This window comes from Acidovorax sp., assembly GCF_046291265.1.
In the GTDB taxonomy this organism is placed as follows: Bacteria; Pseudomonadota; Gammaproteobacteria; order Burkholderiales; family Burkholderiaceae_C; genus Acidovorax.
In genome coordinates this window covers 69,358-93,465 of record NZ_JBKBTV010000003.1, presented here as the reverse complement: position 1 = coordinate 93,465, position 24,108 = coordinate 69,358, and the positions used below count along the sequence as shown (strand labels likewise).

Annotated in this window: 21 protein-coding genes; 7 read left to right on the top strand and 14 right to left on the bottom strand. The window is 66.3% G+C overall.

Features of this window, described 5'->3' with window-relative positions; genetic code table 11:
* Positions 1-15: 15 nt before the first annotated feature.
* Positions 16-909, bottom strand: a complete 894-nt coding sequence (locus ACK41V_RS02130; protein WP_409777148.1) for an EamA family transporter — start codon at positions 907-909, stop codon at positions 16-18.
* 88 nt (positions 910-997) lie between these two features.
* Here ACK41V_RS02130 and ACK41V_RS02125 point away from each other — a divergent pair, with 88 nt between their 5' ends.
* Together ACK41V_RS02125 and ACK41V_RS02120 are read left to right on the top strand one after the other, a co-directional pair.
* Positions 998-1,495: an Lrp/AsnC family transcriptional regulator gene (locus tag ACK41V_RS02125; protein ID WP_409777146.1), complete on the top strand. Its 498-nt coding sequence runs from the start codon at positions 998-1,000 to the stop codon at positions 1,493-1,495.
* A gap of 136 nt (positions 1,496-1,631) precedes the next feature.
* Positions 1,632-2,168 carry an REP-associated tyrosine transposase gene (locus ACK41V_RS02120; RefSeq protein ID WP_409777143.1) on the top strand — a complete coding sequence of 179 codons (537 nt, stop codon included), beginning with the start codon at positions 1,632-1,634 and terminating at the stop codon, positions 2,166-2,168.
* Positions 2,169-2,287: 119 nt separating this feature from the next.
* On the opposite strand, the gene ACK41V_RS02115 is transcribed toward ACK41V_RS02120, so the two are convergent.
* The 5 genes from ACK41V_RS02115 to ACK41V_RS02095 form a co-directional block, all read right to left on the bottom strand.
* Positions 2,288-3,271 (bottom strand): 2-dehydropantoate 2-reductase, encoded by a 984-nt coding sequence (locus ACK41V_RS02115; RefSeq protein WP_409777140.1) that lies wholly within the window; start codon positions 3,269-3,271, stop codon positions 2,288-2,290.
* A 236-nt stretch (positions 3,272-3,507) separates the two neighbouring features.
* Positions 3,508-4,860: an ATP-binding protein gene (locus tag ACK41V_RS02110; protein WP_409777137.1), complete on the bottom strand. Its 1,353-nt coding sequence runs from the start codon at positions 4,858-4,860 to the stop codon at positions 3,508-3,510.
* Positions 4,857-5,516: a response regulator transcription factor gene (locus tag ACK41V_RS02105; RefSeq protein WP_409777134.1), complete on the bottom strand. Its 660-nt coding sequence runs from the start codon at positions 5,514-5,516 to the stop codon at positions 4,857-4,859. Before ACK41V_RS02105 ends, ACK41V_RS02110 begins: the two co-directional genes overlap by 4 nt.
* A gap of 276 nt (positions 5,517-5,792) precedes the next feature.
* A complete protein-coding gene (locus ACK41V_RS02100) occupies positions 5,793-7,313 on the bottom strand; it encodes a DegQ family serine endoprotease (RefSeq protein WP_409777131.1) in 1,521 nt (506 codons plus the stop codon).
* Between the two features lie 265 nt (positions 7,314-7,578).
* Complete coding sequence (locus ACK41V_RS02095) at positions 7,579-8,361, bottom strand: SDR family NAD(P)-dependent oxidoreductase (protein ID WP_409777128.1); 783 nt, start codon at positions 8,359-8,361, stop codon at positions 7,579-7,581.
* Between the two features lie 126 nt (positions 8,362-8,487).
* On the opposite strand from ACK41V_RS02095, the gene ACK41V_RS02090 reads away from it, so the two are divergent.
* A complete protein-coding gene (locus ACK41V_RS02090) occupies positions 8,488-9,423 on the top strand; it encodes a LysR family transcriptional regulator (protein WP_409777125.1) in 936 nt (311 codons plus the stop codon).
* Between the two features lie 215 nt (positions 9,424-9,638).
* On the opposite strand, the gene ACK41V_RS02085 is transcribed toward ACK41V_RS02090, so the two are convergent.
* From ACK41V_RS02085 to ACK41V_RS02050, 8 genes are all read right to left on the bottom strand, one after another.
* A complete protein-coding gene (locus tag ACK41V_RS02085) occupies positions 9,639-10,766 on the bottom strand; it encodes an aldose epimerase family protein (protein WP_409777122.1) in 1,128 nt (375 codons plus the stop codon).
* A 10-nt stretch (positions 10,767-10,776) separates the two neighbouring features.
* Positions 10,777-11,712, bottom strand: coding sequence for a DMT family transporter (locus ACK41V_RS02080; protein ID WP_409777119.1), 936 nt, complete (start codon positions 11,710-11,712; stop codon positions 10,777-10,779).
* Between the two features lie 212 nt (positions 11,713-11,924).
* Positions 11,925-13,499: a galactarate dehydratase gene (gene garD, locus ACK41V_RS02075; RefSeq protein WP_409777116.1), complete on the bottom strand. Its 1,575-nt coding sequence runs from the start codon at positions 13,497-13,499 to the stop codon at positions 11,925-11,927.
* 126 nt (positions 13,500-13,625) lie between these two features.
* On the bottom strand, positions 13,626-14,918 hold the full coding sequence (locus ACK41V_RS02070) for a TRAP transporter large permease (RefSeq protein ID WP_409777113.1): 1,293 nt from the start codon (positions 14,916-14,918) through the stop codon (positions 13,626-13,628).
* A gap of 287 nt (positions 14,919-15,205) precedes the next feature.
* Complete coding sequence (locus tag ACK41V_RS02065; protein WP_409777110.1) at positions 15,206-15,694, bottom strand: TRAP transporter small permease; 489 nt, start codon at positions 15,692-15,694, stop codon at positions 15,206-15,208.
* An 87-nt stretch (positions 15,695-15,781) separates the two neighbouring features.
* On the bottom strand, positions 15,782-16,759 hold the full coding sequence (locus ACK41V_RS02060; protein ID WP_409777107.1) for a TRAP transporter substrate-binding protein: 978 nt from the start codon (positions 16,757-16,759) through the stop codon (positions 15,782-15,784).
* A gap of 56 nt (positions 16,760-16,815) precedes the next feature.
* The gene (locus ACK41V_RS02055) at positions 16,816-17,742 is read right to left on the bottom strand and encodes an SMP-30/gluconolactonase/LRE family protein (RefSeq protein WP_409777104.1); all 927 of its coding nucleotides are present in this window, start codon (positions 17,740-17,742) and stop codon (positions 16,816-16,818) included.
* Between the two features lie 8 nt (positions 17,743-17,750).
* Entirely contained in the window at positions 17,751-18,569 is an 819-nt protein-coding gene (locus ACK41V_RS02050) for an NAD-dependent epimerase/dehydratase family protein (protein WP_409777101.1), read from the bottom strand.
* Positions 18,570-18,691: 122 nt separating this feature from the next.
* On the opposite strand from ACK41V_RS02050, the gene ACK41V_RS02045 reads away from it, so the two are divergent.
* From ACK41V_RS02045 to ACK41V_RS02030, 4 genes are all read left to right on the top strand, one after another.
* Positions 18,692-19,420 carry a FadR/GntR family transcriptional regulator gene (locus ACK41V_RS02045; RefSeq protein ID WP_409777098.1) on the top strand — a complete coding sequence of 243 codons (729 nt, stop codon included), beginning with the start codon at positions 18,692-18,694 and terminating at the stop codon, positions 19,418-19,420.
* 311 nt (positions 19,421-19,731) lie between these two features.
* Positions 19,732-21,171 (top strand): aldehyde dehydrogenase family protein, encoded by a 1,440-nt coding sequence (locus ACK41V_RS02040; RefSeq protein ID WP_409777095.1) that lies wholly within the window; start codon positions 19,732-19,734, stop codon positions 21,169-21,171.
* Positions 21,172-21,372: 201 nt separating this feature from the next.
* Positions 21,373-21,729, top strand: coding sequence for a DUF2946 family protein (locus tag ACK41V_RS02035; protein WP_409777092.1), 357 nt, complete (start codon positions 21,373-21,375; stop codon positions 21,727-21,729).
* A 123-nt stretch (positions 21,730-21,852) separates the two neighbouring features.
* On the top strand, positions 21,853-24,096 hold the full coding sequence (locus ACK41V_RS02030; protein ID WP_409777090.1) for a TonB-dependent receptor: 2,244 nt from the start codon (positions 21,853-21,855) through the stop codon (positions 24,094-24,096).
* Positions 24,097-24,108: the final 12 nt, after the last annotated feature.

The window sequence follows — 24,108 nt, the reverse complement described above, 5'->3', positions numbered from 1 at the left end:
CGATGTTGCTTCCCGTCACACCGCCTGTGGCCGCTGTTCCCCCGCCACCGCAGCAGGCCGCCCCGCCGTCACGGCCGTCCCCATCGACGCCGATACGATCAAGCCAATCGCCAACCACTGAATGGCGCTCAGGTGCTCGCCCAGCAGCATCAAGGCCAGCACGGCCGCCACCGCGGGCTCCATGCTGATCATGATGCCGAAGGCTTCCTTGGGCAGGCGCTTCAGGGCCATCATCTCCAGCGAGATCGGAATGGCGCTGGAGACCGCCGCCACCGCCACGCCGATGAGCAGCACGGTGGGCGACAGTAGCGCAGCGCCCGCATGCACCACGCCCACCGGCACCACCACCAGCGCCGCCACCAGCAGACCCAGCGACACCGTATGCCCTGCATGCAGGTGCCCGGCGCGTTTGCCGAACACGATGTACAGCGCCCACGCCACGGCTGCTCCCAGCGCATACATCACACCCACCGGGTCCAGCGCGCTGCTGTTCAGCCCCAGGGGCAGCAGCAGGGCCAGCCCGGCCATGGCCAGGGCCACCCACACAAAATCCACCGCCCGCCGCGACGACCAGATGGCCACCGCCAGCGGCCCCGAGAACTCAATCGCCACGGCCAGGCCAAACGGCAGGGTGCGCAGTGACATATAGAACATGAGGTTCATCGCGCCCAGCGCGGCGCCATACAAAATCACCGCACGCGCGTCGGTGCGCGAAAGGTGCCAGCGCCAGGGCCGCCACAGCAGCAGCACCAGCAAAGCCGAAAACCCCACCCGCACTGCCGTGGTGCCCTGCGCCCCCACCATAGGGAACAGCCAGTGTTTGGCCCACGACGTGCCAATGCCCAAGGCCGTGACAGAGCCCAGAACGGCGAGAAAAGGAACAAAACGTTGAAGGGGTGAAGCACTCATGCCTGAAAATGTAGTGCGACCTGGGCGTGCTTTTTGCTCGAATTTCAGGGTCTGCATGCAACTTTCGCTCACCCCACCGGAGCATTCCATGGCCGCCCCCGCTGCGTTTGATCGTTTTGACCTCGCCATCCTGGAGATTCTGCAAACCGACAACACCACGCCCCAGCGCGTGATTGCCCAAGCGGTGAACCTGTCGGCCCCCGCTGTGCAGCGCCGCATACAGCGGCTGAAAGACAGCGGCGTGATCCGCGCCAACGTGGCGGTGCTCGACCCTGCCAAGGTCGGCATGCCGCTGACCATCGTGCTGGAAGTGCACCTGGAAAACGAACGCCCCGACCGCACCGCCCCGCTGCGCGCCCGCATCGCCGCCGAAGACGCCGTGCAGCAGTGCTACGGCGTGACGGGCGAGGCGGACTATCTGCTGGTGGTGAATGTCGCGTCGATGGCCGACTATGAAGCGCTGACGCGGCGACTGTTCGAGGGGGACGACAACATCAAGCGGTTCAGAACCTCGGTCGCGCTGGCGAGCCTGAAGACTGGGCTGCGCGTGCCGCTGGACGTAGCGCTTGCAACCAGTAGCACGTAGGTCGGGTTAGCCCGCAGGGCGTAACCCGACGGTCACGCCAAGGGAGGCAGCAAGCGTCGGGCTACGCTGCGCTAACCCGACCTACGCAAACGAGGCGACACCTCCCAAGAAGCAAGACACTCGCCCATCAAACCCCATGCAATACCGACGCGCCTTCACCCCCGGGGCCACCTTGTTTTTTACGGTGGTTACGCATGAACGGCGCCCCATCCTCCAATCAGAAGAAGCCCTGGAGACCTTGCGCGCAGCCTTCCGGACAGTTCGCCAGTCGCGCCCGTTTCACATCGACGCCATGGTGGTTCTGCCGGACCACTTGCACTGCATCTGGACGCTGCCGCCCGAAGACGCCGACTTTGCAACCCGCTGGCGATTGATCAAAACCTGGTTCACCAAACACAGCCCCGCTGCTCTGCGCGCTCCGCCAGACGCTGCCAGAGCCGCCAAGCATGAACAGGCCGTCTGGCAACACCGGTATTGGGAGCACATGGTGCGCGATGAACAGGATTTCGCGCGCCACGTGGACTACATCCACGACAACCCTGTGAAGCATGGGCTGGTGACCGCAGCGGTGGACTGGCCCTATTCCAGCTTTCACCGCTACGTTGCTGCGGGCGTTTACCCTGCGGACTGGGGCCATGCTCCACAGCCTTTCGAAGGCATCGGTGGTGAGTGACAAGCGTCGGGTTACGCTGCGCTAACCCGACCTACGAGATGGCCGCGGAGCAGGCTCTTGGTAGCTAGGTAGATGGGTAGGTCGGGCTAGCCCGCAGGGCGTAACCCGACAGTGCCGCATCACAGCCCCAGCGCCCTGCGCATCTGCGCACCCGTGAGGCGCTGGCGCGGCCCGCCCAGCAGCTCACACATGCGCGCATTCAGCGGTGCCCGCGCGCCATGCTGCGCCGCCAGCCGCACCACCGCGCCGCTGAGCGCATCGATTTCCGTCACGCGTCCAGCCTCCAGGTCGTCCCACATCGACGAGCGGGCCGTGGCGTCGATCTGCAGCATGCGCTTGGCCAGCCGGGTGAACAGCCAGTTGGGCAGCCGCAGCACATGGGGCATGAGGGTGGGCGACACGGCGGTGACCTGAGCGGGTGTGATGCCCGCGCGCGCCATCACGTGCAGGGCCTCGGTTTGCAAGGCGGCAAAGACGCGGCGGCAGTCGCGGTCGAGCAGCTCTTGCCGCAGGGGCAGATCGGACAGCGCGTTGACCGGGTTGTTCAGGTTGAGCAGCAGCTTGCCCCACTGCACGGCACGGATGTCCGCGGGCAGCACGGTGGCCAGGCCTGCGGCGTTGAAGACCTGCGCGATGCGCTCGGTGACGGCATCGCGCTGCAGCTGCAGGTGGCCTGCCGTAGCGCGGTGCACCTGGGCGCCGCGCAGCACGACGTTGTAGGGCACCATGCCGGCCAGCATGTTCAGGCCGGGCGCCACGGCCGTGGCGCCGGCCACCTTGTCCACGCCGGTTTTCAGGGAGATGAAGGGGGCGCAGGCAGCGGCCAACTCGCGCGCGGCGGATTCGGTGGCGCCGCTTTTGACACACAGCAGGATGATGCTGTCGGCGCTGGGCGCAGCGTCTGCCAGCGTGTGGGCCAGTTGCAGCGCAGACACGGGCACGGTGCGGTCAAAGCCGTCGAGGTCGGTCACCTTCAAGCCGTGCTGGGCGATGGGCTCCAGCGCATGCGGGCGGCCTACCAGGCACACCGGCTGGCCGTGCGCTGCCAGGCGCCCACCCACATAACAACCAATGGCGCCTGCGCCGAGAACGATGAAGTGCATGCGGGTGCTTTCTGGGTCAACGGAAGACGGGACATTAGGTGTGCAGCGCCTGCGCATTGTGCGGGGCTGCGCTGGCGGGGAGTGGCGCAGAGGCGACGATGGGGCCGCTCGTCATCCAGATCAAAAAAATTGAGTCTTTTTGGCCTCTAGCGCTTATCTATCAAGCGCTAATAGCTATCGAAAATATAGCATCACAGACTGACTACACCGCCTCCGACGCATTGCGCCCCCACGCATCAGCCCCACCGCACCGTGACCCGCAGACCCCCCAGGCGCGGCGAGGCGTCGAGCGCTATGGTGGCGCCATGGGCCTGCGCAATGGCCTGCACGATGGCCAGGCCCAGGCCGCTGCCGGGGGCGCCTTCGGACGTTTCGCGCACAAAACGCTGCATCACGCGCCCGCGGTGTTCGGGGGCAATGCCGGGGCCGCTGTCTTCCACCGTGAGCACGGCGTGGCCACCGTCGCTGCGCACCTGCAGGTCCACCTGGCCGCCCGGTGGGGTGTATTTGGTGGCGTTGTCGAGCAGATTGCGCGCCAGCATGCGCAGGGCCTCGGCACTACCACGCACGATCACGGGCACGGTGGCAGTGTCGGATTCGAGCAAGCCGGTATCGATGTTGCGCGCCTGGGCAGCGGGGGCCACGTCGGCCAGGGCGAGTTGCGCTGCAGAGCGCAGGTCCACCGGGTCGGTGGTGGCGGTGCTGGCCTCTTGCCGGGCCAGCGTCAGCAACTGTTCGACCAAGCGCGTGGCGCGGTCAATGCCAGCCGAAAGGCGTTCGATGGCGGCAGCACGCGCCGCGTCGTCGCCCGCGCGCTGCAGGCCCTGCAATTGCAGGCGCAGCGCGGCCAAGGGCGAGCGCAGTTCGTGGGCGGCGTCGGCCACGAAATGTTCCTGCGCGTCGAAGGCGCGCTGCACGCGCTCAAACAGCAGGTTGAGTTCACTGACCAGCGGCTGCACTTCGTCGGGCAGCTCTGCATCGCTCACGGGCGACAGGTCGTCGGCCTGGCGCTGGGCCAGTTGGCGGCGCACGCGTTCCACCGGGGCGAGCGACCGGCTCACGCCCCACCACACCGCCAGAATCAGCAGCGGCGCCATGAAAGCCAAAGGTGCCAAGGTGCGCAGCGCCAGCGTGCGCGCCATCTCGCGGCGCTTGGCCATGTTCTGTGCCACCTGGATCACCTGCGCACGCGTTTGCAGCGAAAACACGCGGTAGGTGCCACCGCGGGCCTGCACGTTGGCAAACCCGAGCACTGCCAACTGCGGCAAGGCCACGTCCAGCGCCGACTCAAAAATGCGCAAGCCTTCGTTGGTCCAGACCTGCACGATGAACTCCTGGTTCTCGTCGCCAGGGTCAAGGCCCAGGGCGTTGTCCTGCGCATCCACCGGCAGGCCGGAACGCAGGGCCAGCGCGGTTTGCTGCATGTGGTAGTCGAACAGCGCATCGGCCTCGGCCAGCGCGCCGCGGTAGGCCAGCGCGCCCTGCACTGCGCCCGCCAGCACGATGGCTGCGAGCAGGAACACCAACAGCCGCATGCGCAGTGATCGGGGCAGCAACCCACGCAGGCCTTGGGCGAGCTTGTCGGTCATGCTTTCGGTACCAAGTAGCCGACGCCGCGCACGTTGAGCAGCACCTCGGCCCCCAGCTTCTTGCGCAGGCCGTGGATGTAGACCTCCACCGCGTTGCTGCTCACCTCGTCGCCCCAGCCGTAGAGCTTGTCTTCGAGCTGCTGGCGCGACAGCACCATGCCGGGCCGGGCGAGCAGCGGCTCCAGCACCGCCCATTCGCGCGCCGACAGCACCACAGGCACGCCCTGCACCGTGGCCTCGCGCGTGGCGGGGTTGATGCACACGCCCTTGTGTTCGTACACCGGCTCGGCTCGCCCGGCGGCGCGGCGCAGGAGCGCGCGGATGCGGGCCAGCAGCTCGTCCAGGTCGTAGGGTTTGAGCACGTAGTCGTCGGCCCCGGCGTCGAGCCCTTCAATGCGCTGGGCCACGGCGTCGCGGGCCGTGGCGACCAAAACCGGGGTGCGGTTCTTGCGGGTGCGCAAGTCGCGCAGCACGGTGATGCCGTCGCGCTTGGGCAGGCCCAGGTCCAGCAGCACGAGGTCGTAGGGCTGGGTGCGCAATGCCGTGTCGGCGGCGTCGCCGTCACGCGCCCAGTCCACAGCGTAGTGTTCGGCGCGCAGCAGGTCTTGCACGGCTTCGCCGATCATGGGGTCGTCTTCAACTAGCAAGAGGCGCATGGTGGGCAAGCATAGCCAATGGCGGTGGGGTGGTGCTCCGGCTTCGACGGGCTCAGCCCGAACGGGTGGGGGGATGGGCAAAGACTGCGGAACCGCCTTCCGTGCCACCCCAACCGTTCACACTGAGCCTGTCGAAGTGCTGGCACGGCTGCGACAGACTCAGGACCGCTTATCGAAGTGCCGAGCCAGGCTTCGACAAGCTCAGCCCGAACGGATCGTTCAAGTTCAAAGATGCCGACTCAAAGATAGGCACGGCCGCCTCCCGCAGGTACTACTTCACCCCAAACGCACGGGCACAAAGATCTTGTTGCCATCGCGCTCGATCAGCAACGCCACCGACTTGCCGTTGCCTGCCTTGGCCATGGCCGCGCGCACCTGCTCGATGCTCTTGGCAGGTGCGCCGTTGATGGCCAGCAGCACATCGCCCGGCTGCACGCCGGCAGCTGCCGCGGGGCCGCGCGCCTGTTCGATCACGAGGCCCTCGCTCACTCCCACCTCGCGGCGCTCTTCGGGGTCCAGCGGGCGCAGCGACAGGCCCAGCTGGCCCTTGCCCACGGCATCGTCGTTGCGCGCCTGCTTGCTCGTCTTGTCGCTGGCGTCGCCCAGCGTCGCGGTCAGCTCCACGGGCTTGCCCTGGCGCCACACCGACAGCTTGGCCTGCTGGCCGGGCTGCGCCTGGCCCACCCAGGCGGGCAAGTCGCCCGAGGCCACGATGGGCTGGCCGTCCACCTGGCGGATCACGTCACCGGCTTGCAGGCCCGCCTTGTCGGCCGGGCTGCCTTTGCTGACGCTGGCGACCAACGCGCCCTCGGGCTTGTCCAGCTGGAAGGATTCGGCAAACGCCTGGTTCACCTCCTGCACGGCCACGCCCAGCTGCGCGTGGCGCACCTTGCCGGTGGCCACAATCTGGTCCTTGATCTTGGCGGCCAGCTCGATGGGGATGGAGAACGACACGCCCTGGTAGCCGCCCGAGCGGCTGTAGATCTGCGAGTTGATGCCCACCACCTCGCCGCGCGCATTGAACAGCGGCCCGCCAGAGTTGCCGGGGTTCACGGCCACGTCGGTCTGGATGAAGGGCACCAGGCTGTCGTCGGGCAGCGAGCGACCCTTGGCACTGACCACACCCGCCGTCACACTGTTTTCAAAACCGAAGGGCGAGCCGATGGCCAGCACCCATTCGCCCACCTGCAGGTCGCGCGTGCTGCCCAGGCGCACGGTGGGCAAATCCTTGGCGTCGATCTTGAGCACGGCCACGTCGGTCTTGGGGTCGGCGCCCAGCACTTTGGCGCGGAACTCGCGCCGGTCGGTGAGTTTGACGACCACCTCGCTCGCGCCCTTGACCACATGGGCATTGGTCAGCACCAGCCCGTCGGGGCTGACGATGAAACCCGAGCCCTGGCCGTGCGTGGGCACGTTGGGACGGCTCTGCGCGCCGCCACCGGGAAAACCGAACTGGCGGAAGAATTCATAGAAAGGATCGTTCGGGTCGATCTGCGGGCCACGGCCCTGGCGGGCAGCGGGTTGCTCGTCATCGTCGTCATCGTTGGCCATCGCCGTCTTGGTGCTGCCCGTCACGCTGATGTTGACCACAGCCGGGCCGTTCTGCGCGGTGATCTGCGCAAAGCTGGGCAGCGCACCGCCGGGGGCCAACGCGGCCTGCGCCACGATGGGCGTGGTGGGCGCAGACGCGCGCGCCTGGTGCCCCGAGATGAGGCCAGCGCCCGTGGCTCCCACGGCCCCGGCGGCCACCAGGGCCAGGATGAGGCGGCGGGGGGTGGAGGTGAGGGTGTTGTTCATGGGGTTCTGCCTTTCCAGTCGGGTGGTGATGGAAGGCAGTGTGGGCACCGACACTTAGACGAAACTTAGGCGGCGTGATGTGCCCATGGGTATCTGGACAGCATTCCTGTTTCGTCCCGAGAGCCGTCGACATCGGCACTGCCCCAGACCAGTGCCACCGTGCAAGGGCCGCCCCGCCGCACGGGTGGCGTCCCCCTGCCCGCATCGCGCAGCGATGCGAGAGCGGGGGGAAGGCGCGAAGCGACTCAGGGGGGTGTTCTCTTGTTCACAGGAACATGCCGCCCGACGCCTCAATGCGCTGGGCGTTCACCCAGCGTGTGGCCGGTTGCAGCAGCGATGCGACCAGCGGGCCGATGTCGTCCGGCACACCCACACGGCCCAGAGCCGTCTGCGCAGCCACAAACGCATTGAGCTGGGCGTTGTCGCGTACGGCACCGCCGCCAAAGTCGGTCTCGATAGCGCCGGGGGCCACCACGTTCACGGTGATGCCGCGCGGGCCCAGTTCTTTGGCCAGGTAGCGGCTTAGCACCTCGATGGCGCCCTTCATGGCGGCGTAGGCGGCGTAGCCCGGCAGGGCGAAGCGCGCCAGGCCCGACGACAGGTTCAGGATGCGGCCGCCGTCGTTCATCAGCGGCAACAAGCGCTGCGTGAGGAAGAACACGCCCTTCAGGTGCACGTTGACCAGCGCATCAAACTGCGCTTCGGTGGTCTCGGTGATGGGCGCATGCACGCCCATACCGGCGTTGTTGACCAGAAAGTCAAAACGCTCGCGCTGCCAATGGCTGCGCAGGGTTTGCTGCAGATGTGCGGCGAAGGCTTCGAAGCTGGCTACGTCGCCCACATCCAGCGGCAAGGCCACAGCGCGGCGACCCAGGGTTTCGATTTCTGCCGCTACCGCCTGGGCTTCGGCGGCCTGCTGGCGGTAGGTCAGCACCACGTCGATGCCGCTGCGCGCGGCAGCCAGCGCCGTGTTGCGGCCCAGGCCCCGGCTGCCGCCGGTGATGAGCACGATGGGGGTGGAGGAAGGGGTCGATGAAGTGGTTGTCATGGCAATGTCCTTTGCAGTGTCTGGGCCCTGGTCACACCGTGTGAGCGGGCTGAGATGAACTGTATTGGGGCCTGCAGTACAGATAAACCGTGCAAAATCAGATTCATTGTCCATTGGAGAAAAACAATGAGCCCCATCGACCGGATGCAGATCTTTGCGCGCGTGGCCGAACTCAGCAGCTTCACCCAGGCGGCCCAGGTGCTGGGCCTGCCCAAGGCCAGCGCCTCGCTGGCAGTGCAGCAACTGGAGGCGCAACTGGGCACACGCCTGCTGCACCGCACCACCCGGCGCGTGCAGCTCACGCAGGACGGGCAGGCTTACTACGAGCGCTGCAAGGACTTGCTGGACGATGTGGACGAGCTGCAGGCCATGTTCCAGCAGCCCGACGGCACGGCCCTGCGCGGGCGGGTGCGCATCGACATGTCCACCGGCATTGCGCGCCAGCTGGTGCTGCCCGCCCTGCCCGATCTGCTGGCCCGCCACCCGCTGCTGGAGGTGGAACTGAGCAGCACCGACCGCCGCGTGGACCTGGTGCGCGAAGGCTTTGACTGCGTGATCCGCGTGGGCCCGGTGGCAGAGCCCGGGCTGGTGGCGCGCCCACTGGGCCTGGTGCGCGTGGCCACCTGCGCCAGCCCCGGCTACCTGGCGCGCAAGGGCACACCCCACACGCTGGCCGACCTGGCGCAGCACGACCTGGTGCACTACGTGAGCACGCTGGGCACAAAGTCCGCCGGGTTTGAAACGATGGAGGACGACGGCAGCCCGCAGTTTCACCCCATGGCTGGGCGCGTGACCGTCAACAGCGCCGAGGCCTACCTGGGCGCCTGCGCAGCGGGGCTGGGGTTGATCCAGGCGCCCCTGCTGGGCGTGCGGGAGCTCATCGACCGGGGGCTGCTGGTGGAGGTGCTGTCCCACCACCCTGCACCGCCCATGCCGGTCACGCTGCTGTACCCACACCGCCGCCACCTGCCCCAGCGCGTGCGTGTCGTGATGGACTGGCTGGCGGCGGTGGTGCAGGCGCATCTGCAAAGCGATGCCAATGGGGCGGCTGCCGCAGCTTGAACCGGGCGGCGCCGTGTGAGGAGGGAGCCCTTCGGCAGGCTCAGGACAGGCTTGCCAGAGACTCGCGCGGCGCTTCGACAACGCTCAGCCCCAACGGCTCCCAGTGGATGAATGCTGAGCCAATAGCTACTAAATTGATAGCTATTAGCGTTTATGGAATAAGCGCTAGAGGCCAAAAACACTTAAAAAATACAAAAACAGGGTCGTCGCACGCCTCAGCCCGTGAAACGGTACACGATGGCCCCTTGCACCACGTCGCCCGGCGCCAGCCAACGCACCGGAAACCCCGGCTGGTTGGGCGCATCGGGATACTCCATAGGTTCCAGGCAGATGCCGTCGCCCGGCTGCCACAGCCAGCCGCCCGGCTCTGCGCCGCGCCCCAGGTCGCGCACCGGATCGGCCTTGAGGCCGTGGCCCGCATACACCTGCACACCGGGTGCGGTACTCCATACCTCCATGGTGCGACCGGAGAGAGGCTCGCTCACCAGCGCTGCAAGGCGCAGGCCCTGCTGCGGCGTGATGGGTGACGCAGGTGGCGTGAGCGCCGCGCCTCCTTCATCCCACACGTGGTCATCCAGCACCAGGTAGTGGTCCAGCCCACCCGCCAGCGCCAGCTGCTCGCTGGGCTCCGCCACGGCGGCACCTACGCTGCACGCTTGGCGAAGGTCAAACGGCGTGGCATCCACAGGCTGTACCAACCCGCTGGGACACACATCGGCTGCCAGCGGTATGTAGCGGCTGGCGGGCACGTGCAGGGTGTGGCCGTGGGTGCTGCCCGCACCCGTCAGGTTGAAGAACGCATGCCCGGTGATGTTGAGCAGCGTGGGGGCGTCCAGCGCCTCGCCCGTCCACGCCATGTGCAGCGCGTTGTCGGCCGTGATGTGCAGGCGCAGTTGCAGGCGGAGCGTGCCGGGCACGCCGTCGTCCTCGGTGCGAAAGGTGTGGCTCAGGGTGAGCGCATCGGCTTGCACGTCGTCCACCGCAAACACCTGAAAGCGGCTGCCCTTGGGCCCGCCATGGTGGTGGTGCGGGCCGCTGTTGATGGGCAGCTGCCGCTGTGCGCCATCGGGCAGAGTCAACAAACCACTGCGCAACCGCCCAGCCCAGCGGCCTATGAGGGCGCCCATGGAGAGTTGCCCGTCCAGGTAGCCCTGCAGGCTGTCATAGCCCAGCGCCACATCGACGAGCCCGCCCTGCCCGTCGGGCACCGCCACCTGCACCAGCCGTGCGCCGTAGTTGCTGACGGCTACCTGCAGGCCACCGGCACCGCGCAGGGTGAAGAGGTCGGCGGGCCGACCGTTCAATTCTTGTTGAAACGCTTTGCGTGAAAGGGAGTAAGCCATGGCTGAGAGTCTATTTGGTGGCAGATGCGGCGGGCGCATCGCGCGTGACCAGCCAGATGCCCACACACACCAGCACCAGGGCCAGCAGGTTCTTCCACTCCAGCAGCGCCTCGCCCAGGAAGATCGCCGACAGCGCCGCGCCAAACACCGGCACCGTGAAGTTGAACACCGTGACCTGGCTCACGCGGTTGTGTTTGAGCAAAATGCTCCACAGCGAAAACGCGGCCGATGACAGCAACGCCAGGTACACCAACAACACGCTCGAGCCCCAGGTAAAACCTGTGAGCGAGCCGCCCAGGCCCCAGCCAATGGCCAGCAACGCGGCCCCGCCCAGCCCCAGTTGCCAACCCGTCATCACCACAGAATCCATGCGCTGCGACACCTGCTTGCCGTAGATGCTGGCTGCGGCCAGCACGAAGGCGGCGATCACCACAAAACCTTCGCCCAGCAGCGTGAAGTCCATGTCCAGCGTGCCGCGCCCCAGGTTCACCACCATCACCCCCGCAAACCCCACCACGCAGCCCCACAGCTTGGCGTGGCTCAGGCGGTCGTTGTGATAGACCCAGTGCGCCAGCAGCACGCTGAAGAAGGTGCCGGTGGCGTTCATGATGGAGGCCTTGACGCCCGTGGTGTGCGCGACCCCCACGTAGAAGAATACGTATTGCAGTGTGGTCTGCGCCAAGCCCAGCACCACCAGTTGCCGCCCGGCCACAAAGCCCAGGCCCCAGATGGCCTTGCGCGTGGCCACGGCCCAGGCCAGCAGGATCAGCCCCGCGCCCAGAAAGCGCCAGCCTGCGAACACCAGTTGGGTGGGGATGTCATCGCGGGCGATGCTGAACCAGGCGTAGCCGGTTTTGATGGCGGGGTAGGAGCTGCCCCAGAGCAGGCAACACAGCAGCGCCAGCGCCACCAGGATCTTGGGATCGGAAAATCGGGTGTGACCCATGTGCAATCGTCTCTCTGTAGTGACACAGCCCGTGCAAGGACGGGCTGTGGGGATGCAGTTTCAGCAGACCTCGTCTTGCCAATTTGCGTTCAAAAAAAGCAAACCCGTTCACGCTGAGCTTGTCGAAGCGCCGCGCAAGGCTTCGACAAGCTCAGCCCGAACGGGTATTTGGTTGGTCTGATGGATAGGCGCAAGTCCCTACCAAAGTCCCATCAAGTCACCGGAGCGGGATTGAACAACACCAAGGCGTTGTGCAGCTTCCACTGCTCGGCCCAGGTCTTCTTGCGACCACTTGCCACGTCGAGCAGCAGGTGGAACATCTCCCAGCCCAGGTCTTCAATGGTCGCTTCGCCGTCGGCAATCTTGCCTGCGTTGATGTCCATCAGATCATGCCAGCGGCGCGCCAGGTCGGTGCGCGTGGCCACCTTGACCACGGGACATTCGGCCAAGCCGTAGGGCGTGCCCCGGCCGGTGGTGAACACATGCAGGTTCATGCCGGCGGCCAGCTGCAGCGTGCCGCAGATGAAGTCGCTGGCGGGCGTGGCGGCATAGACCAGACCACGCTGGTCGCGGCGCAGCTTCTCGCCCGGGGCCAGCACGTGCGCAATGGGCGCGGTGCCGCTCTTGATGATGGAACCCATGGCCTTTTCGGCGATGTTGGACAGACCACCCGCCTTGTTGCCCGGCGTGGTGTTGGCGGCGCGGTCCACGCGGCCTCGGTCGAGGTACTGGTCGTACCAGCCCAGTTCGCGCACGATGGCCTGGGCCACTTCGGGCGTGGCGGCGCGGCTGGTGAGCTGCTCGACCGCATCGCGCACCTCGGTGTTCTCGCTGAACATCACCGTGGCGCCCGCACGCACCAGCAGGTCGGCACAAAAGCCCACGGCCGGGTTGGCGGTGACGCCCGAGAACGCATCGCTGCCGCCGCACTGCACGCCCAGCACCAGTTCGCTGGCGGGCAGGGTTTCGCGGCGGCGGGCGTTCAGCCGCTCCAGGTGGGGCTTCGCACTTTGCACGATGTGGTCGAGCATGGACATGAAACCCACATGCTCGTCGGCCTGCAGGCACACGGTCTCGGGGCCCAGGGCCGCATCGCGTTCGTCGGTGATGGGAAAGCTGCCCGGGGGCAGCAGGCGGTCGGGCTGCAGCTTCTCGCAGCCCAGGCTGACCACCATGACCTCACCGCCAAAGTTGGGGTTGAGGCTGATGTTGCGCAGGGTGCGGATGGGGATGATGGCGTCGGGCGCATCAATGGCTACGCCGCAGCCGTAGGTGTGCTCCAGGCCAATGACGTCGTCGACCTGCGGGTACAACGGCAGCAGCTCGTTCTTGATGCGGCGCACCGCCAGGGCCACCACGCCCGCCACGCATTGCACGGTGGTGGTGATGGCCAGGATGTTGCGCGTGCCCACCGAGCCATCGGCGTTGCGGTAGCCCTCAAACGTGTAGCCCGTCAAAGGCTCCAGCACGGGCGGCGTGACGGTGGCCATGGGCAGGCCTTCCAGCGCGCGGGCCGAGGGCATCTGCAGCAGGCGCTCGTGCACCCAGCTGCCCGCCGGAATGGCTTTGAGCGCATAGCCGATGGGCACGTTGTAGCGGCGCACCACGTCGCCTTCGGCCATGTCCGACAGCGCCACCTTGTGGCCCTGGGGCACCTTGTCGCGCAGAGTGACACCCGCGCCGGGTACGCCTTGCGGCAACACGGTGCCAGCAGGCAAGCCACCGTCGTTGGCGACGATGGCGACGTTGTCGTCCGCATGCATGCGGATGGTGAGGGGTTCTCGCATGGGGTCAGTTCACTTCACTTTTTTTACACATCTCAAACCACCGTGGCGCAGAGACGCGGCACCGCTTTCGTTGTCATGCAGCGGGTAAGCCACGAGGGGCCCGGTGTTGCCACCGGGCCCTGCGCTTCACCCACCACTCTTCAGAACCAGATCGGGGAGCCACATCGAGAACTGCGGTACGTAGGTCACCAGCATCAGCGCCACGATGAGCGCGCTGTAAAACGGCCAGATGGTTCTCATCACCTCACCCACTGAGATGCCTCCGATGGTGCAGCCAATGAACTGTGTGGTGCCCACGGGTGGCGTGTTCAGGCCCAGCGCGCAGTTGATCAGGATCACGATGCCGAACTGCTCCGTGCTCATGCCGAACTGCTGGCAGATGGGCAAAAAGATGGGCGTGCAGATGAGGATGGTGGCCGCCATGTCGAGGAACGTGCCCAGGATGAACAAGATGATGTTCACGCACAGGAAGATGACCCAGGGCGACGTGGTCATGGACTTGAGGGTATCGCCCGTGAGTTCCGCCACGCCGTACAGGCCGATCAGGTAGCCGAACATCGACGAGATGCCGATCAGCAGCAGCACGGTGCCCGTGGTCTTGACGGCCTTGGCGGCGGCTTTCAGGAACTGCTCGCGCGTGAGCTTCTTGTAGACGAAGACAGAGAGCAACAACGCCCATATCACGGCCACCGAGGCGGACTCTGTCGCCGTGAACGCCCCCGACAAGATACCCACAATGATGATGACCACCACCGCCAGGCCCGGGACCGACGCCCTGAACGAGATCCACACAATCTCCCAGCCGGGGAAAGTGCCCGCAGGGTAGCCGCGCTTGACGGCCACCAGATAGGCAGCCAACAGGTTGCAGATGGTCAGCAGCAGCGCGGGCACGATACCGGCCAGGATCAGCGCCGCAATGCTCACCTTGCCGCCAGCGGCCAGCGTGAAGATGATCAGGTTGTGCGACGTGGGCATGAGCGCGCCCACCAGCGAGGCGTGCGTGGTCACGTTCACCGCGTAGTCGGCGTGGTAGCCCTCTTTCTTCATCTGCGGGATGAGCACGGCGCCCATCGCAGACACGTCGGCCACGGGCGAACCCGAGACGCCGCCGAACAGCGTGCAGGCGAGCACGTTGCTCATACCCAGCCCGCCGCGCACGTGGCCCGCCACGCTCTTGGCGAACACCACGATGCGGTCGGCAATGCCGCCGTACATCATGATTTCGCCCGCAAAGATAAAGAACGGAATCGCCAGGAACGAGAACGGGTTCATGCCCGAAATCATCTGCTGGAAGCCCACCGCCAGCGGCAGACCTTCGTACAGGATGGTGGCCAGCGACGAAAGGCCGATGGAAAAGGCCACGGGCACGCCCAGCAGCAGCAGAAGCGTGAAGGTCACGCACAGAATGGTCAACGCCATGATGGTGGAATCTTTACAGGAACGTTAGGGTGCTGGGCGATATGCAGGGAATGCTTCGATCGTCCACGGGGCGCTGCGCATGAGGCGGGCGCGGCCCAGGGCAGCCGAGCCAGGGCCGCCCCGCCGCGAGGGCTGCGTCCCCCTGCCCGCATGGCGCAGCCGTGCGAGAGCGGGGGCTGAGGGCCGCGGCTCCAAGCCTGCATGTGCAGGCTTGGACGGCCTGAAGAGCTGCCGCCTCTGGCGGCCAGCACCGGGCGCCGCAAGGCGTGTGGGGGGTGTTCTTCATCTCAATTCCAGGCGGGCTCGACCTCTGTGCCGCGCACCAGGGCGATGATGTGCTCCAGGGAGAACATCGCCACCAGAACGCCAGCGAGCGCGGGGGGAACGTACTTGAACGCTTCGGAAATGCCGAGCGTGGGAATCTTGTAGGGCGCCACGGACTCGGCCAGCACGCCGCAGTTCCAGGCCATGACCAGGCCGAACAGCAGCACCAGCGCGTGAATCAGCAGTTCGAGCCTGTGGCGCAGCCAGTCGGGCGCGAGCACCAGAAACGATTCGAGGCCAATGTGGCCCGCGTCGCGCACGCCGACCGCCATGCCCAGCATGGTGACGTAGAGCACCAGCAGCACCGCGCCGCTCTCGGCCCAGGTGGGGGTGTTATTGAACACATAGCGGCCGATGACCTGGTAGAGCACCGCGCATACCAGCAGCACCAGCCCTGCCACCCCGAGCTGCAGGCAAGTGCGCGCCACGAAGGCGCAAAGTCGCGTGTACATAGTGAACATTCAAAACAACCAGAAAGAAGGGCAGGCGGTGGGGCCACGCCCCTTGCCGCCCGCTGTACGGAGACTTTTGCTTAGCTCTTACTTCACCGCGTCGATGCGCTTGACCATGTCCTGGAGCTTGGGGTCCTTCAGGAACTTGTCGTACACCGGCTTCATCGCGGTTTTGAAGGCAACCTTGTCGATCTCAACGATCTGCGCACCCGCAGCCTTCACCGTGGCCAGGGACTTTTCTTCACGCTCGTCCCAGATCTTGCGCATGAAGCCCACGGATTCCTTGGCGGCAGCACGGATGGCCTTTTGCTCATCGGCGCTCAGGGTGTCCCACACGCGCTTGCTGAACAACAGGATTTCGGGCGCCATCGAGTGCTCGGTCTTGTTGAAGTACTTGGCGACTTCAAAGTGGCGCGAGCTTTCGTAGCTGGGGTAGTTGTTCTCGGCAGCGTCCACCAGGCCGGTCTTGAGCGCGGTGTAGACCTCGCCAAAAGGCATGGGGGTGGCGTTGGCGCCCATGGCTTCGAGCAGGGACACCCACAGGTCGCTCTGCTGCACGCGCACCTTCAGGCCCTTGACGTCGGCCAGGGTGGTGATGGGCTTCTTGACGGTGTAGATCGAGCGCGCGCCGCTGTCGTAGAAGGCCAGGCCCACAAAGCCCTGGGCTTCGCAGTCCTTCAGGATCTCGTCGCCAATCGCGCCGTCGAGCACCTTGCGCATGTGCTCTTTGTCGCGGAACAGGAAGGGCATGGTGGGCACCATGGTGGAGGCACAGATGTTGTTCATGGGCGCGACGTTCACGCGCGTCATGGCAATCGCACCCAGCTTGGTCTGCTCGATGGTGTCCTTCTCGATGCCGAGCGACCCCTTGGCGTAGACCTTGATGCTGTGCTTGCCGCCCGTGGCCTTGGACAGCGTCTCGCCCATGTGGCGCACGGCCAGCACGGTGGGGTAGTCCTCGGGGTGGATGTCGGACGAGCGGAATTCGGTGGCTTGCGCAGCCAGACCGCCGAACAGGACGCTGGCAGCCAATGCGACGCGGCCAAACAGATGGGGGATTTTCATGGTTGTCTCCTGGGTTGAAGTGTTGTGAATGGGGAGAGTTCCGGGGCCTGTTGTCTTCAGGCGCTCCGATAAGGTGTTTCTGGCAATCCCGCCACACCGGGCCGGGTGGCAAAGAGGGCGCCGCCCAGCGCCACGTCGTCGCCCTGCGGCTGTCCGGGGCGGATGGAGGTGATGAACAGCACATCCAGCCCCGGGCCGCCGAAGCTGCACATCGAGGGCTTGCTGGTGGGCACGGCGATGGACCGGTCCAGGCGTCCGTCGGGGGTGAAGCGGTGCACCACGCCAGCGTCATTGCCGCAGATCCAGTAGCAGCCGTCGGCATCCACCGCACCGCCGTCGGGCCGACCGGGCAAGTCGCGCATGTCCACGAACAGCGAGCGTTCGCCCAGCGACCCATCGTCGTGCAGCGGCAGCTGCCAGATCTGCTGCACGCTGGGGTGGCTGTCGCTCAGGTACATGGTTTGGCCGTCGGGGCTGAAGCCCAGGCCGTTTTGCGTGACCAGGCCCTGCACTTGCGGTGCCGACAGGCCACGTTGTGCGTCCATGCGGTACAAGTTGCCAGAGGCTTGCGCCAGCGACATGTCGCGCACCATGGTGCCCGCCCAGAAGCGGCCCTGGCGGTCACAGCGGCCGTCGTTAAAGCGCATGCCGGGCTGGGGGTGATCCACCCCGGCCAGCAACGTGGCGGCCAGGGTGCCGCCCACAGGCTGCGAGGCAGCCAGCGTACCGCTGGCCGGGGGCTGCAGGTGGAACACGCCGGTGTCCATGCCGGCGATCAGGCCGCCTGCCGCATGCAGGGCGATGCAGGCGGGGCGCTCTGCGGTGTCCCAGCTTTGCACTTGCTGGTCCGCATAGGTCCAGCGGTGCAGCTTGTGGCCTTCGATGTCCACCCAGTAGAGCGCCTGCTCGGCAGGGCTCCACACCGGACTTTCGCCCACCTGGTCGCGGTGGTCGGGCAGCAGCAATTCCATCTGAGGCTTCATCTGCGCGCTCATTCGAAAGGACCGGTGCGAACGAACGGACCGCCCTGAAAAATCACCGCAGGATCCTTCAGGTCCGGTGCGGGGTCGGCCGCCTCCACCTTGGCGCGGAAGGGCTCGGAGCTGTCTTGCGGGCGGTAGCCAATGTGGCGGGCCAGCGTGTTGTCCCACCAGGTGGTGGTGTTGTCGCCCATGCCGTAGATGGTGCTGTGGCCCACGACCGGCGCGGTCAGGCTGGCGACCACCAGGCGTTCCAGGTCGTCGTAGCTCATCCAGGTGGCGAGCATGCGGCGGTTGCGCGGTTCGGGGAACGAGGAGCCGATGCGCAGGCACACGGTCTCGATGCCGTAGCGGTCGAAATAGAAACGGGAGAGGTCTTCGCCAAACGCCTTGGACAGGCCGTACAGGCCGTCAGGCCGCGCCGGGTCCTTGAGGCCCACGACCTCGTCCTGGCGGTAGAAGCCGGTGACGTGGTTGCTGCTGGCGAACACCACACGCTTCACACCCTGCTTGCGCGCAGCTTCATACAGGTTGTATGCGCCGACGATGTTGGCCTGCAGGATGGGTTCCCAGGGTTGCTCGGTGGACACCCCCCCCAGGTGCACCACGGCATCCACGCCTTCCAGCAGGTTCAACATTGCGCCCGCATCTTCGAGGCGCGCTGGGCGCACTTCTTCGCCCGCTGCTGCTTCGCCCAGTTCCGCAATGTCAGACAGCCGCAGGGTGGTGCAATAGGCCTTCAGGCGCGTGCGCAGCTCGCGACCCAACCCACCGGCGGCTCCGGTCAGCAAAAGTCGTTCAAATCGGATCGGCGTCGGGTGACAGGGCATGGCAATCACAGAGGTTCTTGGTACAGTGGCGATACATTGGGTTGCACGTCATCAGTTGTCGTACAACGACGACGCAATGTACCCCTTCTGCCCCGGCCGCCCCATAGGGATAACACCAAGAAATGAACACCGAAACCGTGCTTCGCCGCAAGCCCCGCACCCTGGCCCTGGAGCTGGTCGAATCCCTGGGCGACCGCATCCGCGACGGCCGCCTGGCCCTTGGGGACAAACTGCCCACCGAGGCCGCCATCATGGGCGAGTTCAGCGTCAGCCGCACGGTGGTGCGCGAGGCCATTTCCAAGCTGCAAGCCTCTGGGCTGGTGGAGACGCGGCACGGCATCGGCACCTTTGTGCTGGGCCTGGGCCAGGCGCCGGGCTTCAAGATTTCTGCAGACCAGGTCAGCACGCTGCGCGACGTGATTGCGGTGCTGGAACTGCGCATTGGTGTCGAAACCGAAGCCGCCGCCCTGGCCGCCCAGCGCCGCACAGAGGCCAACGTCCACGCCATGCGCGAGGCGCTGAACGCCGTGGCCTCTGCCGTGGACGCAGGCCGCGATGCCGTGGCGGCCGATTTTCAGTTTCATCTGGAGATTGCGCGCGCCACGCAGAACAGCCACTTTGCCGAACTCATGGGCACGCTGGGCACGATGATCATTCCCCGCGCCCGGCTGGATGCCACGGACGCCCTGAACGACGAACGCCGCCAGTATTTGCGGCGCGTGAACGGCGAGCACGAGAGCATCTATGACGCCATCGTGGGGCAGGACCCGGACGCCGCCCGCGCCGCCATGCGCACCCACTTGGCCAACAGCCGCGAACGCCGCCGCCGCGCGCAGGCCGAAGCAGGCTGAACAGGCCCCAGCGCGCCAGACCGGACAGACGAGGGGCGCCGGGACGATGCGAGCCACCAGCCCCGTCGCAACAGCAAAGCCACTTGTCCTATCAGTAGATACCCGCAAGCGCTGTTTTGTGTTTATGTTGTACGATGACATACAACAATGCGCCGCCCTCTCGCTGACCGCTTTCCGGCGCACTGCACCGGTGGCGCCCCCGAGCACTGACCATGTCGCCTCGCCCTTTTGACCGCGTTTGCCGTCGGCCTTGCGGGGTTTCACTCAATGCCCGCGCTTCCTTTCAACCACTCCACTGAACGAGCCCTCCTATGCATGCAAACCTGATTGGCGGAACCTGGACCGAAGGCGTCCGCGAATACCGCAACACCAACCCTTCGGACACGCGCGACGTGATCGGCGACTACGCCGTGGCCAGCCGCGAACAGGCGCTGGAGGCCGTGTCGGCCGCCCACGCAGCCTTCCCGGCCTGGAGCCTGTCCACACCGCAGCAGCGTTTTGACATCCTCGATGCCGTGGGCAACGAAATCATCGCGCGCAAGGCCGAGCTGGGCGACCTGCTGGCCCGCGAAGAGGGCAAGACCCTGCCCGAGGCCATTGGCGAAGTCGGCCGTGCGGCCGCCATCTTCAAGTTCTTTGCGGGCGAGGCCCTGCGCCCCGGCGGCGAGCTGGTCCCGTCCGTGCGCCCCGGCGTGGGCATCGAGATCACGCGCGAGCCGCTGGGCACCATCGGCATCATCACGCCGTGGAACTTCCCCATCGCCATCCCGGCCTGGAAGATCGCCCCGGCGCTGGCGTACGGCAACTGCGTGGTATTCAAGCCCGCCGAAGTGGTGCCCGGCTCCGCCTGGGCGCTGGCCGACATCCTGCACCGTGCGGGCCTGCCAGCCGGTGTGTTCAACCTGGTGATGGGCCGTGGCTCTGAAGTGGGCCAGGTGCTGCTGGAAGACGAGCGCATCGCAGGCGTGAGCTTTACCGGCTCGGTCGGCACCGGCCAGCGCGTGGCCGCAGCCTGCGTGCCGCGCGGCGCCAAGGTGCAGCTGGAGATGGGCGGCAAGAACCCGTTTGTGGTGCTGGACGACGCCGACCTGAGCGTGGCCGTGGGCGCTGCCGTCAACAGTGGCTTTTTCTCGACCGGCCAGCGCTGCACTGCCAGCAGCCGCCTGATCGTGACCGAAGGCATCCACGACCGCTTCGTGGCCGCCATGATCGAAAAGATGAAGACCCTGAAGGTAGACGACGCCCGCAAGGCTGGCACCGACATCGGCCCCGTGGTGGACGACCGCCAGCTGGCGCAAGACCTGGAATATGTCGGCATCGGCCAGCAGGAAGGCGCCACCCTGGCCTACGGCGGCGAGGCCCTGGCCACCAACGCCGATGGTGCCCCCGGCTACTACATGCGCCCCGCGCTGTTCACCGACACCACGGCGCAGATGCGCATCAACCGCGAAGAAATCTTTGGCCCCGTGGTCAGCGTGCTGCGCGTGAAGAACTATGACGAAGCGCTGGCCCTGGCCAACGACACGCAGTTTGGCCTGGCCAGTGGCATCGCCACCACCAGCCTCAAGCACGCCACACACTTCAAGCGCCACGCGCAAGCGGGCATGGTGATGGTGAACCTGCCCACGGCGGGCGTGGACTACCACGTGCCGTTTGGCGGCCGCAAGAGCAGCAGCTACGGTTCGCGTGAGCAGGGGCGTTATGCGGCGGAGTTCTACACCACGGTGAAGACGGCGTACACGCAGGCCTGAACCCAGGCGTTCCGAGCCACAGCAGGCTCTGCATCAAAAATTAAGTCAAATTGGCTGCTAGCGCTTATGGAATAAGCGATAGCAGCTATATTTTTAATAGCAATTGGTACCACAGCACTCTGATGCTGCCCACGGCCAGACCCGCTCCAACCTTGGGCAACACGCCGCCCGAGGACATCCCTCAAGCTATCATCGCGCCCCATGTCTGCCACCCGAACCTTCTCTGCGCTGCGCCTTTGGGTGCTCGCTTGGTTCATGGCGTCGATGGGTGTCGCCATCGCATCCCCGCTGGTCAACCCGCAGTCCATCGAAGTGATCTGCTCAGGTGCCGGCACCATCAAGCTGCTGGTACAAACGGACGATGGCACGGTAGAAATGAGCGCGACGGGCATGGACTGCCCTTTGTGCGCCACCCCCGGTGCACCGCCCCCGGCACCTGAGGCATCCCTCCTGCCGCGCCACCCACTGGCACATGCGGTGCAGCCCGTCGAGGCCGCGCGCATTGCGGCGGCCACCGCAGCCCCACTGCCCGCGCGCGGGCCTCCCACACGCTCTTGAACTGACACGCCACGCAGCGCCCAAATCGCCCTGAATCCTGGTGGGCGGATGCTGCATTTCCCATGTCTGTGTGAAAGACAGCGCGCCACGCTGCGGGCGCCGCCGTCTGTTCGAGAGCTTTTCATGTCCCGTACTTCCCTGCGCCGCGCTGCGGCACCGCCTGCTTGCGCGCCTGCTTTGCGCCCAGCGTTTCCACTTTCCTCACTTTCCCCCCTTTGCGCCAGCGTGCTGGCCACACTGGCACTGGTGCCGCTTGCGGGCCACACCCAGACACCGGCGGCCCCCACGCTGCAAACCGTGGACGTGGTGGAGCCCGCACCATCGGCCAACGGCAAGCTCCACCTTGATACCCCCGTAGAAACCGGCAGCCGCCTGGGCCTGACCGCGCGCGAGACACCCGCGTCCGTCACAGTGGTGGACCGCGCCACCATCGATGCGCGCGGCGCGCAGGACACGCAGGAGATCCTGCGCGCCATCCCGGGCGTGTCGGCGCACAATGCGCCGGGCTCCATGGCGGCCAGCTACCGGGGCTTTACCGGCAACTCGGTCACCCAGCTCTACAACGGCATCACCGTGCACTACGGCAGCGCCACGCGCGCGGTGGACAGCTGGATCTACGACCGCGTGGAGGCCATCGGTGGGGCATCCAGTTTTCTGTACGGCTCGGGCGGCGTGGGGGGCTCGCTGAACTACATCACCAAGACCGCCGAGCGCAGCGACTTCTCGGAAGCGCAACTGCGCCTGGGCTCCTACGACCTCAAGGAAGCCTCGGTGGGCCTGAACCGGCGCATCGCTGGCACTGCAGGCGCGCCAGGCCCATCCCACTTTGTGCGGCTGGACCTGAACCACCGCAACGCAGGCAGTTGGACCGAAGGCACGCGCGCCCAGTCGACCCAGCTCGCCACCTCGCTGCTGTCGGACCTGGGCGGCGGTTTCTCGCACACGCTGGCTTACGAATACCAAAAGGACCATGTGGACCGCCCCTACTGGGGCACGCCGGTGCTCAACCCCGCGGGCGGCGCCCAGCGCATCGACGAGGCAACCCGGTTCAAAAACTACAACAGCGCCGACGGCATGTACGCGCACCGTGTGCACTGGTTGCGCTCGGTAGCGCAGTGGCGCGTGTCCGACGCGCTGCAGTGGCGCAACACGTTGTATGTGTACGACGCGCTGCGCGACTACCGCAATGTGGAGACCTACCGCTTCAACGCCAACAACACGGCCGTAGCACGCACCGGTGTCTTGCTGCAACGCCACGACCAGCAGGTGATGGGCGACCGGATGGAAGGCACCTACCAGGGCACGCTGGCGGGCCGCAAAAGCGACTGGGCGTTTGGTCTGGATGTGAGCGTGAACCGGCAAACGCGCTTCCCAAACAGCCTGGGCGTGACGGTGAGCACGGTCAACCCTTACCAGTTCAGCACCGAGAATTTCTTTGACATCCCCGGCATGGCACCCGGGTTCCGCCCCGACCGGGACAACAAAACCACCACCACGGCGCTGTACCTGGAGAACCGCACCAGCGTAGCTACCGGTGTGAACCTGATCACCGCGCTGCGCCACGAACGCCTGGAGCTGGACCTGGTCAACCGCCGCGAAGTGACGGCGGCCAACCCCGCCAGTTTCAGCCGCAGCTACCACCCCACCACGGGCCGCATCGGTGTGGTGTGGGACTTTGCGCCAGACGCCAACCTGTACGCCCAGGCGGCCACGGCGGCCGACCCACCGTCGGGCTCCCTGTCCACCGCCACCTTTGGCGATGTGCGCACCAACAGCGAGCTGACCACGGGCCGCCAGGTCGAAGTGGGCAGCAAGATGGACTTCTGGGAGGGCAAAGGCACGGCCACCGCTGCGGCGTTTCAGATCACTCGGCGCAACATTTCCTCGCAAGACCCCAACAACCCCGGCGTCACCCTTTTGGTGGGCGAGCAATCGTCGCGTGGCGTGGAGCTGGCCGTGGGCCTGCGCCCAGACGCGCGCTGGCAGGTGCAGGGCAACCTCATGCGCACCCGCGCACGGTATGAAAACTTCATGCAGGGCGGTGTCTCGCTGGCGGGCAAAGTGCCCACCTTCACGCCGCAGACCGTGGCCAACCTGTGGGTGTCGTATGCGGTCACCCCCACGGTCACGGCCAGCGCCGGGCTGCGCCATGTGGGCAAGACCTATGCCGACGCTGCCAACACGCAGCACTGGCCGTCGTACACCCTGCTGGACCTGGGCCTGGCCTGGAAGGTCACACCGGGCGCCACGTTGACCGGCCGCATCCGCAACGCCACCGACCGCATCTACGGCGCTGAAGCGCGCACCAGCCAGGTCTACCTGGGCGCGCCGCGCACGCTGGATGTCACGCTGCACGTGGCGTTCTGACCACGACCGGGA

What these genes read in the sequence shown, in the direction of transcription:
- ACK41V_RS02130 (WP_409777148.1), bottom strand. Translation starts at nt 909, where the DNA reads ATGAGTGCTTCACCCCTTCAACGTTTTGTTCCTTTTCTCGCCGTTCTG.
- ACK41V_RS02125 (WP_409777146.1), top strand. Translation starts at nt 998, where the DNA reads ATGGCCGCCCCCGCTGCGTTTGATCGTTTTGACCTCGCCATCCTGGAG.
- ACK41V_RS02120 (WP_409777143.1), top strand. Translation starts at nt 1,632, where the DNA reads ATGCAATACCGACGCGCCTTCACCCCCGGGGCCACCTTGTTTTTTACG.
- ACK41V_RS02115 (WP_409777140.1), bottom strand. Translation starts at nt 3,271, where the DNA reads ATGCACTTCATCGTTCTCGGCGCAGGCGCCATTGGTTGTTATGTGGGT.
- ACK41V_RS02110 (WP_409777137.1), bottom strand. Translation starts at nt 4,860, where the DNA reads ATGACCGACAAGCTCGCCCAAGGCCTGCGTGGGTTGCTGCCCCGATCA.
- ACK41V_RS02105 (WP_409777134.1), bottom strand. Translation starts at nt 5,516, where the DNA reads ATGCGCCTCTTGCTAGTTGAAGACGACCCCATGATCGGCGAAGCCGTG.
- ACK41V_RS02100 (WP_409777131.1), bottom strand. Translation starts at nt 7,313, where the DNA reads ATGAACAACACCCTCACCTCCACCCCCCGCCGCCTCATCCTGGCCCTG.
- ACK41V_RS02095 (WP_409777128.1), bottom strand. Translation starts at nt 8,361, where the DNA reads ATGACAACCACTTCATCGACCCCTTCCTCCACCCCCATCGTGCTCATC.
- ACK41V_RS02090 (WP_409777125.1), top strand. Translation starts at nt 8,488, where the DNA reads ATGAGCCCCATCGACCGGATGCAGATCTTTGCGCGCGTGGCCGAACTC.
- ACK41V_RS02085 (WP_409777122.1), bottom strand. Translation starts at nt 10,766, where the DNA reads ATGGCTTACTCCCTTTCACGCAAAGCGTTTCAACAAGAATTGAACGGT.
- ACK41V_RS02080 (WP_409777119.1), bottom strand. Translation starts at nt 11,712, where the DNA reads ATGGGTCACACCCGATTTTCCGATCCCAAGATCCTGGTGGCGCTGGCG.
- garD (WP_409777116.1), bottom strand. Translation starts at nt 13,499, where the DNA reads ATGCGAGAACCCCTCACCATCCGCATGCATGCGGACGACAACGTCGCC.
- ACK41V_RS02070 (WP_409777113.1), bottom strand. Translation starts at nt 14,918, where the DNA reads ATGGCGTTGACCATTCTGTGCGTGACCTTCACGCTTCTGCTGCTGCTG.
- ACK41V_RS02065 (WP_409777110.1), bottom strand. Translation starts at nt 15,694, where the DNA reads ATGTACACGCGACTTTGCGCCTTCGTGGCGCGCACTTGCCTGCAGCTC.
- ACK41V_RS02060 (WP_409777107.1), bottom strand. Translation starts at nt 16,759, where the DNA reads ATGAAAATCCCCCATCTGTTTGGCCGCGTCGCATTGGCTGCCAGCGTC.
- ACK41V_RS02055 (WP_409777104.1), bottom strand. Translation starts at nt 17,742, where the DNA reads ATGAAGCCTCAGATGGAATTGCTGCTGCCCGACCACCGCGACCAGGTG.
- ACK41V_RS02050 (WP_409777101.1), bottom strand. Translation starts at nt 18,569, where the DNA reads ATGCCCTGTCACCCGACGCCGATCCGATTTGAACGACTTTTGCTGACC.
- ACK41V_RS02045 (WP_409777098.1), top strand. Translation starts at nt 18,692, where the DNA reads ATGAACACCGAAACCGTGCTTCGCCGCAAGCCCCGCACCCTGGCCCTG.
- ACK41V_RS02040 (WP_409777095.1), top strand. Translation starts at nt 19,732, where the DNA reads ATGCATGCAAACCTGATTGGCGGAACCTGGACCGAAGGCGTCCGCGAA.
- ACK41V_RS02035 (WP_409777092.1), top strand. Translation starts at nt 21,373, where the DNA reads ATGTCTGCCACCCGAACCTTCTCTGCGCTGCGCCTTTGGGTGCTCGCT.
- ACK41V_RS02030 (WP_409777090.1), top strand. Translation starts at nt 21,853, where the DNA reads ATGTCCCGTACTTCCCTGCGCCGCGCTGCGGCACCGCCTGCTTGCGCG.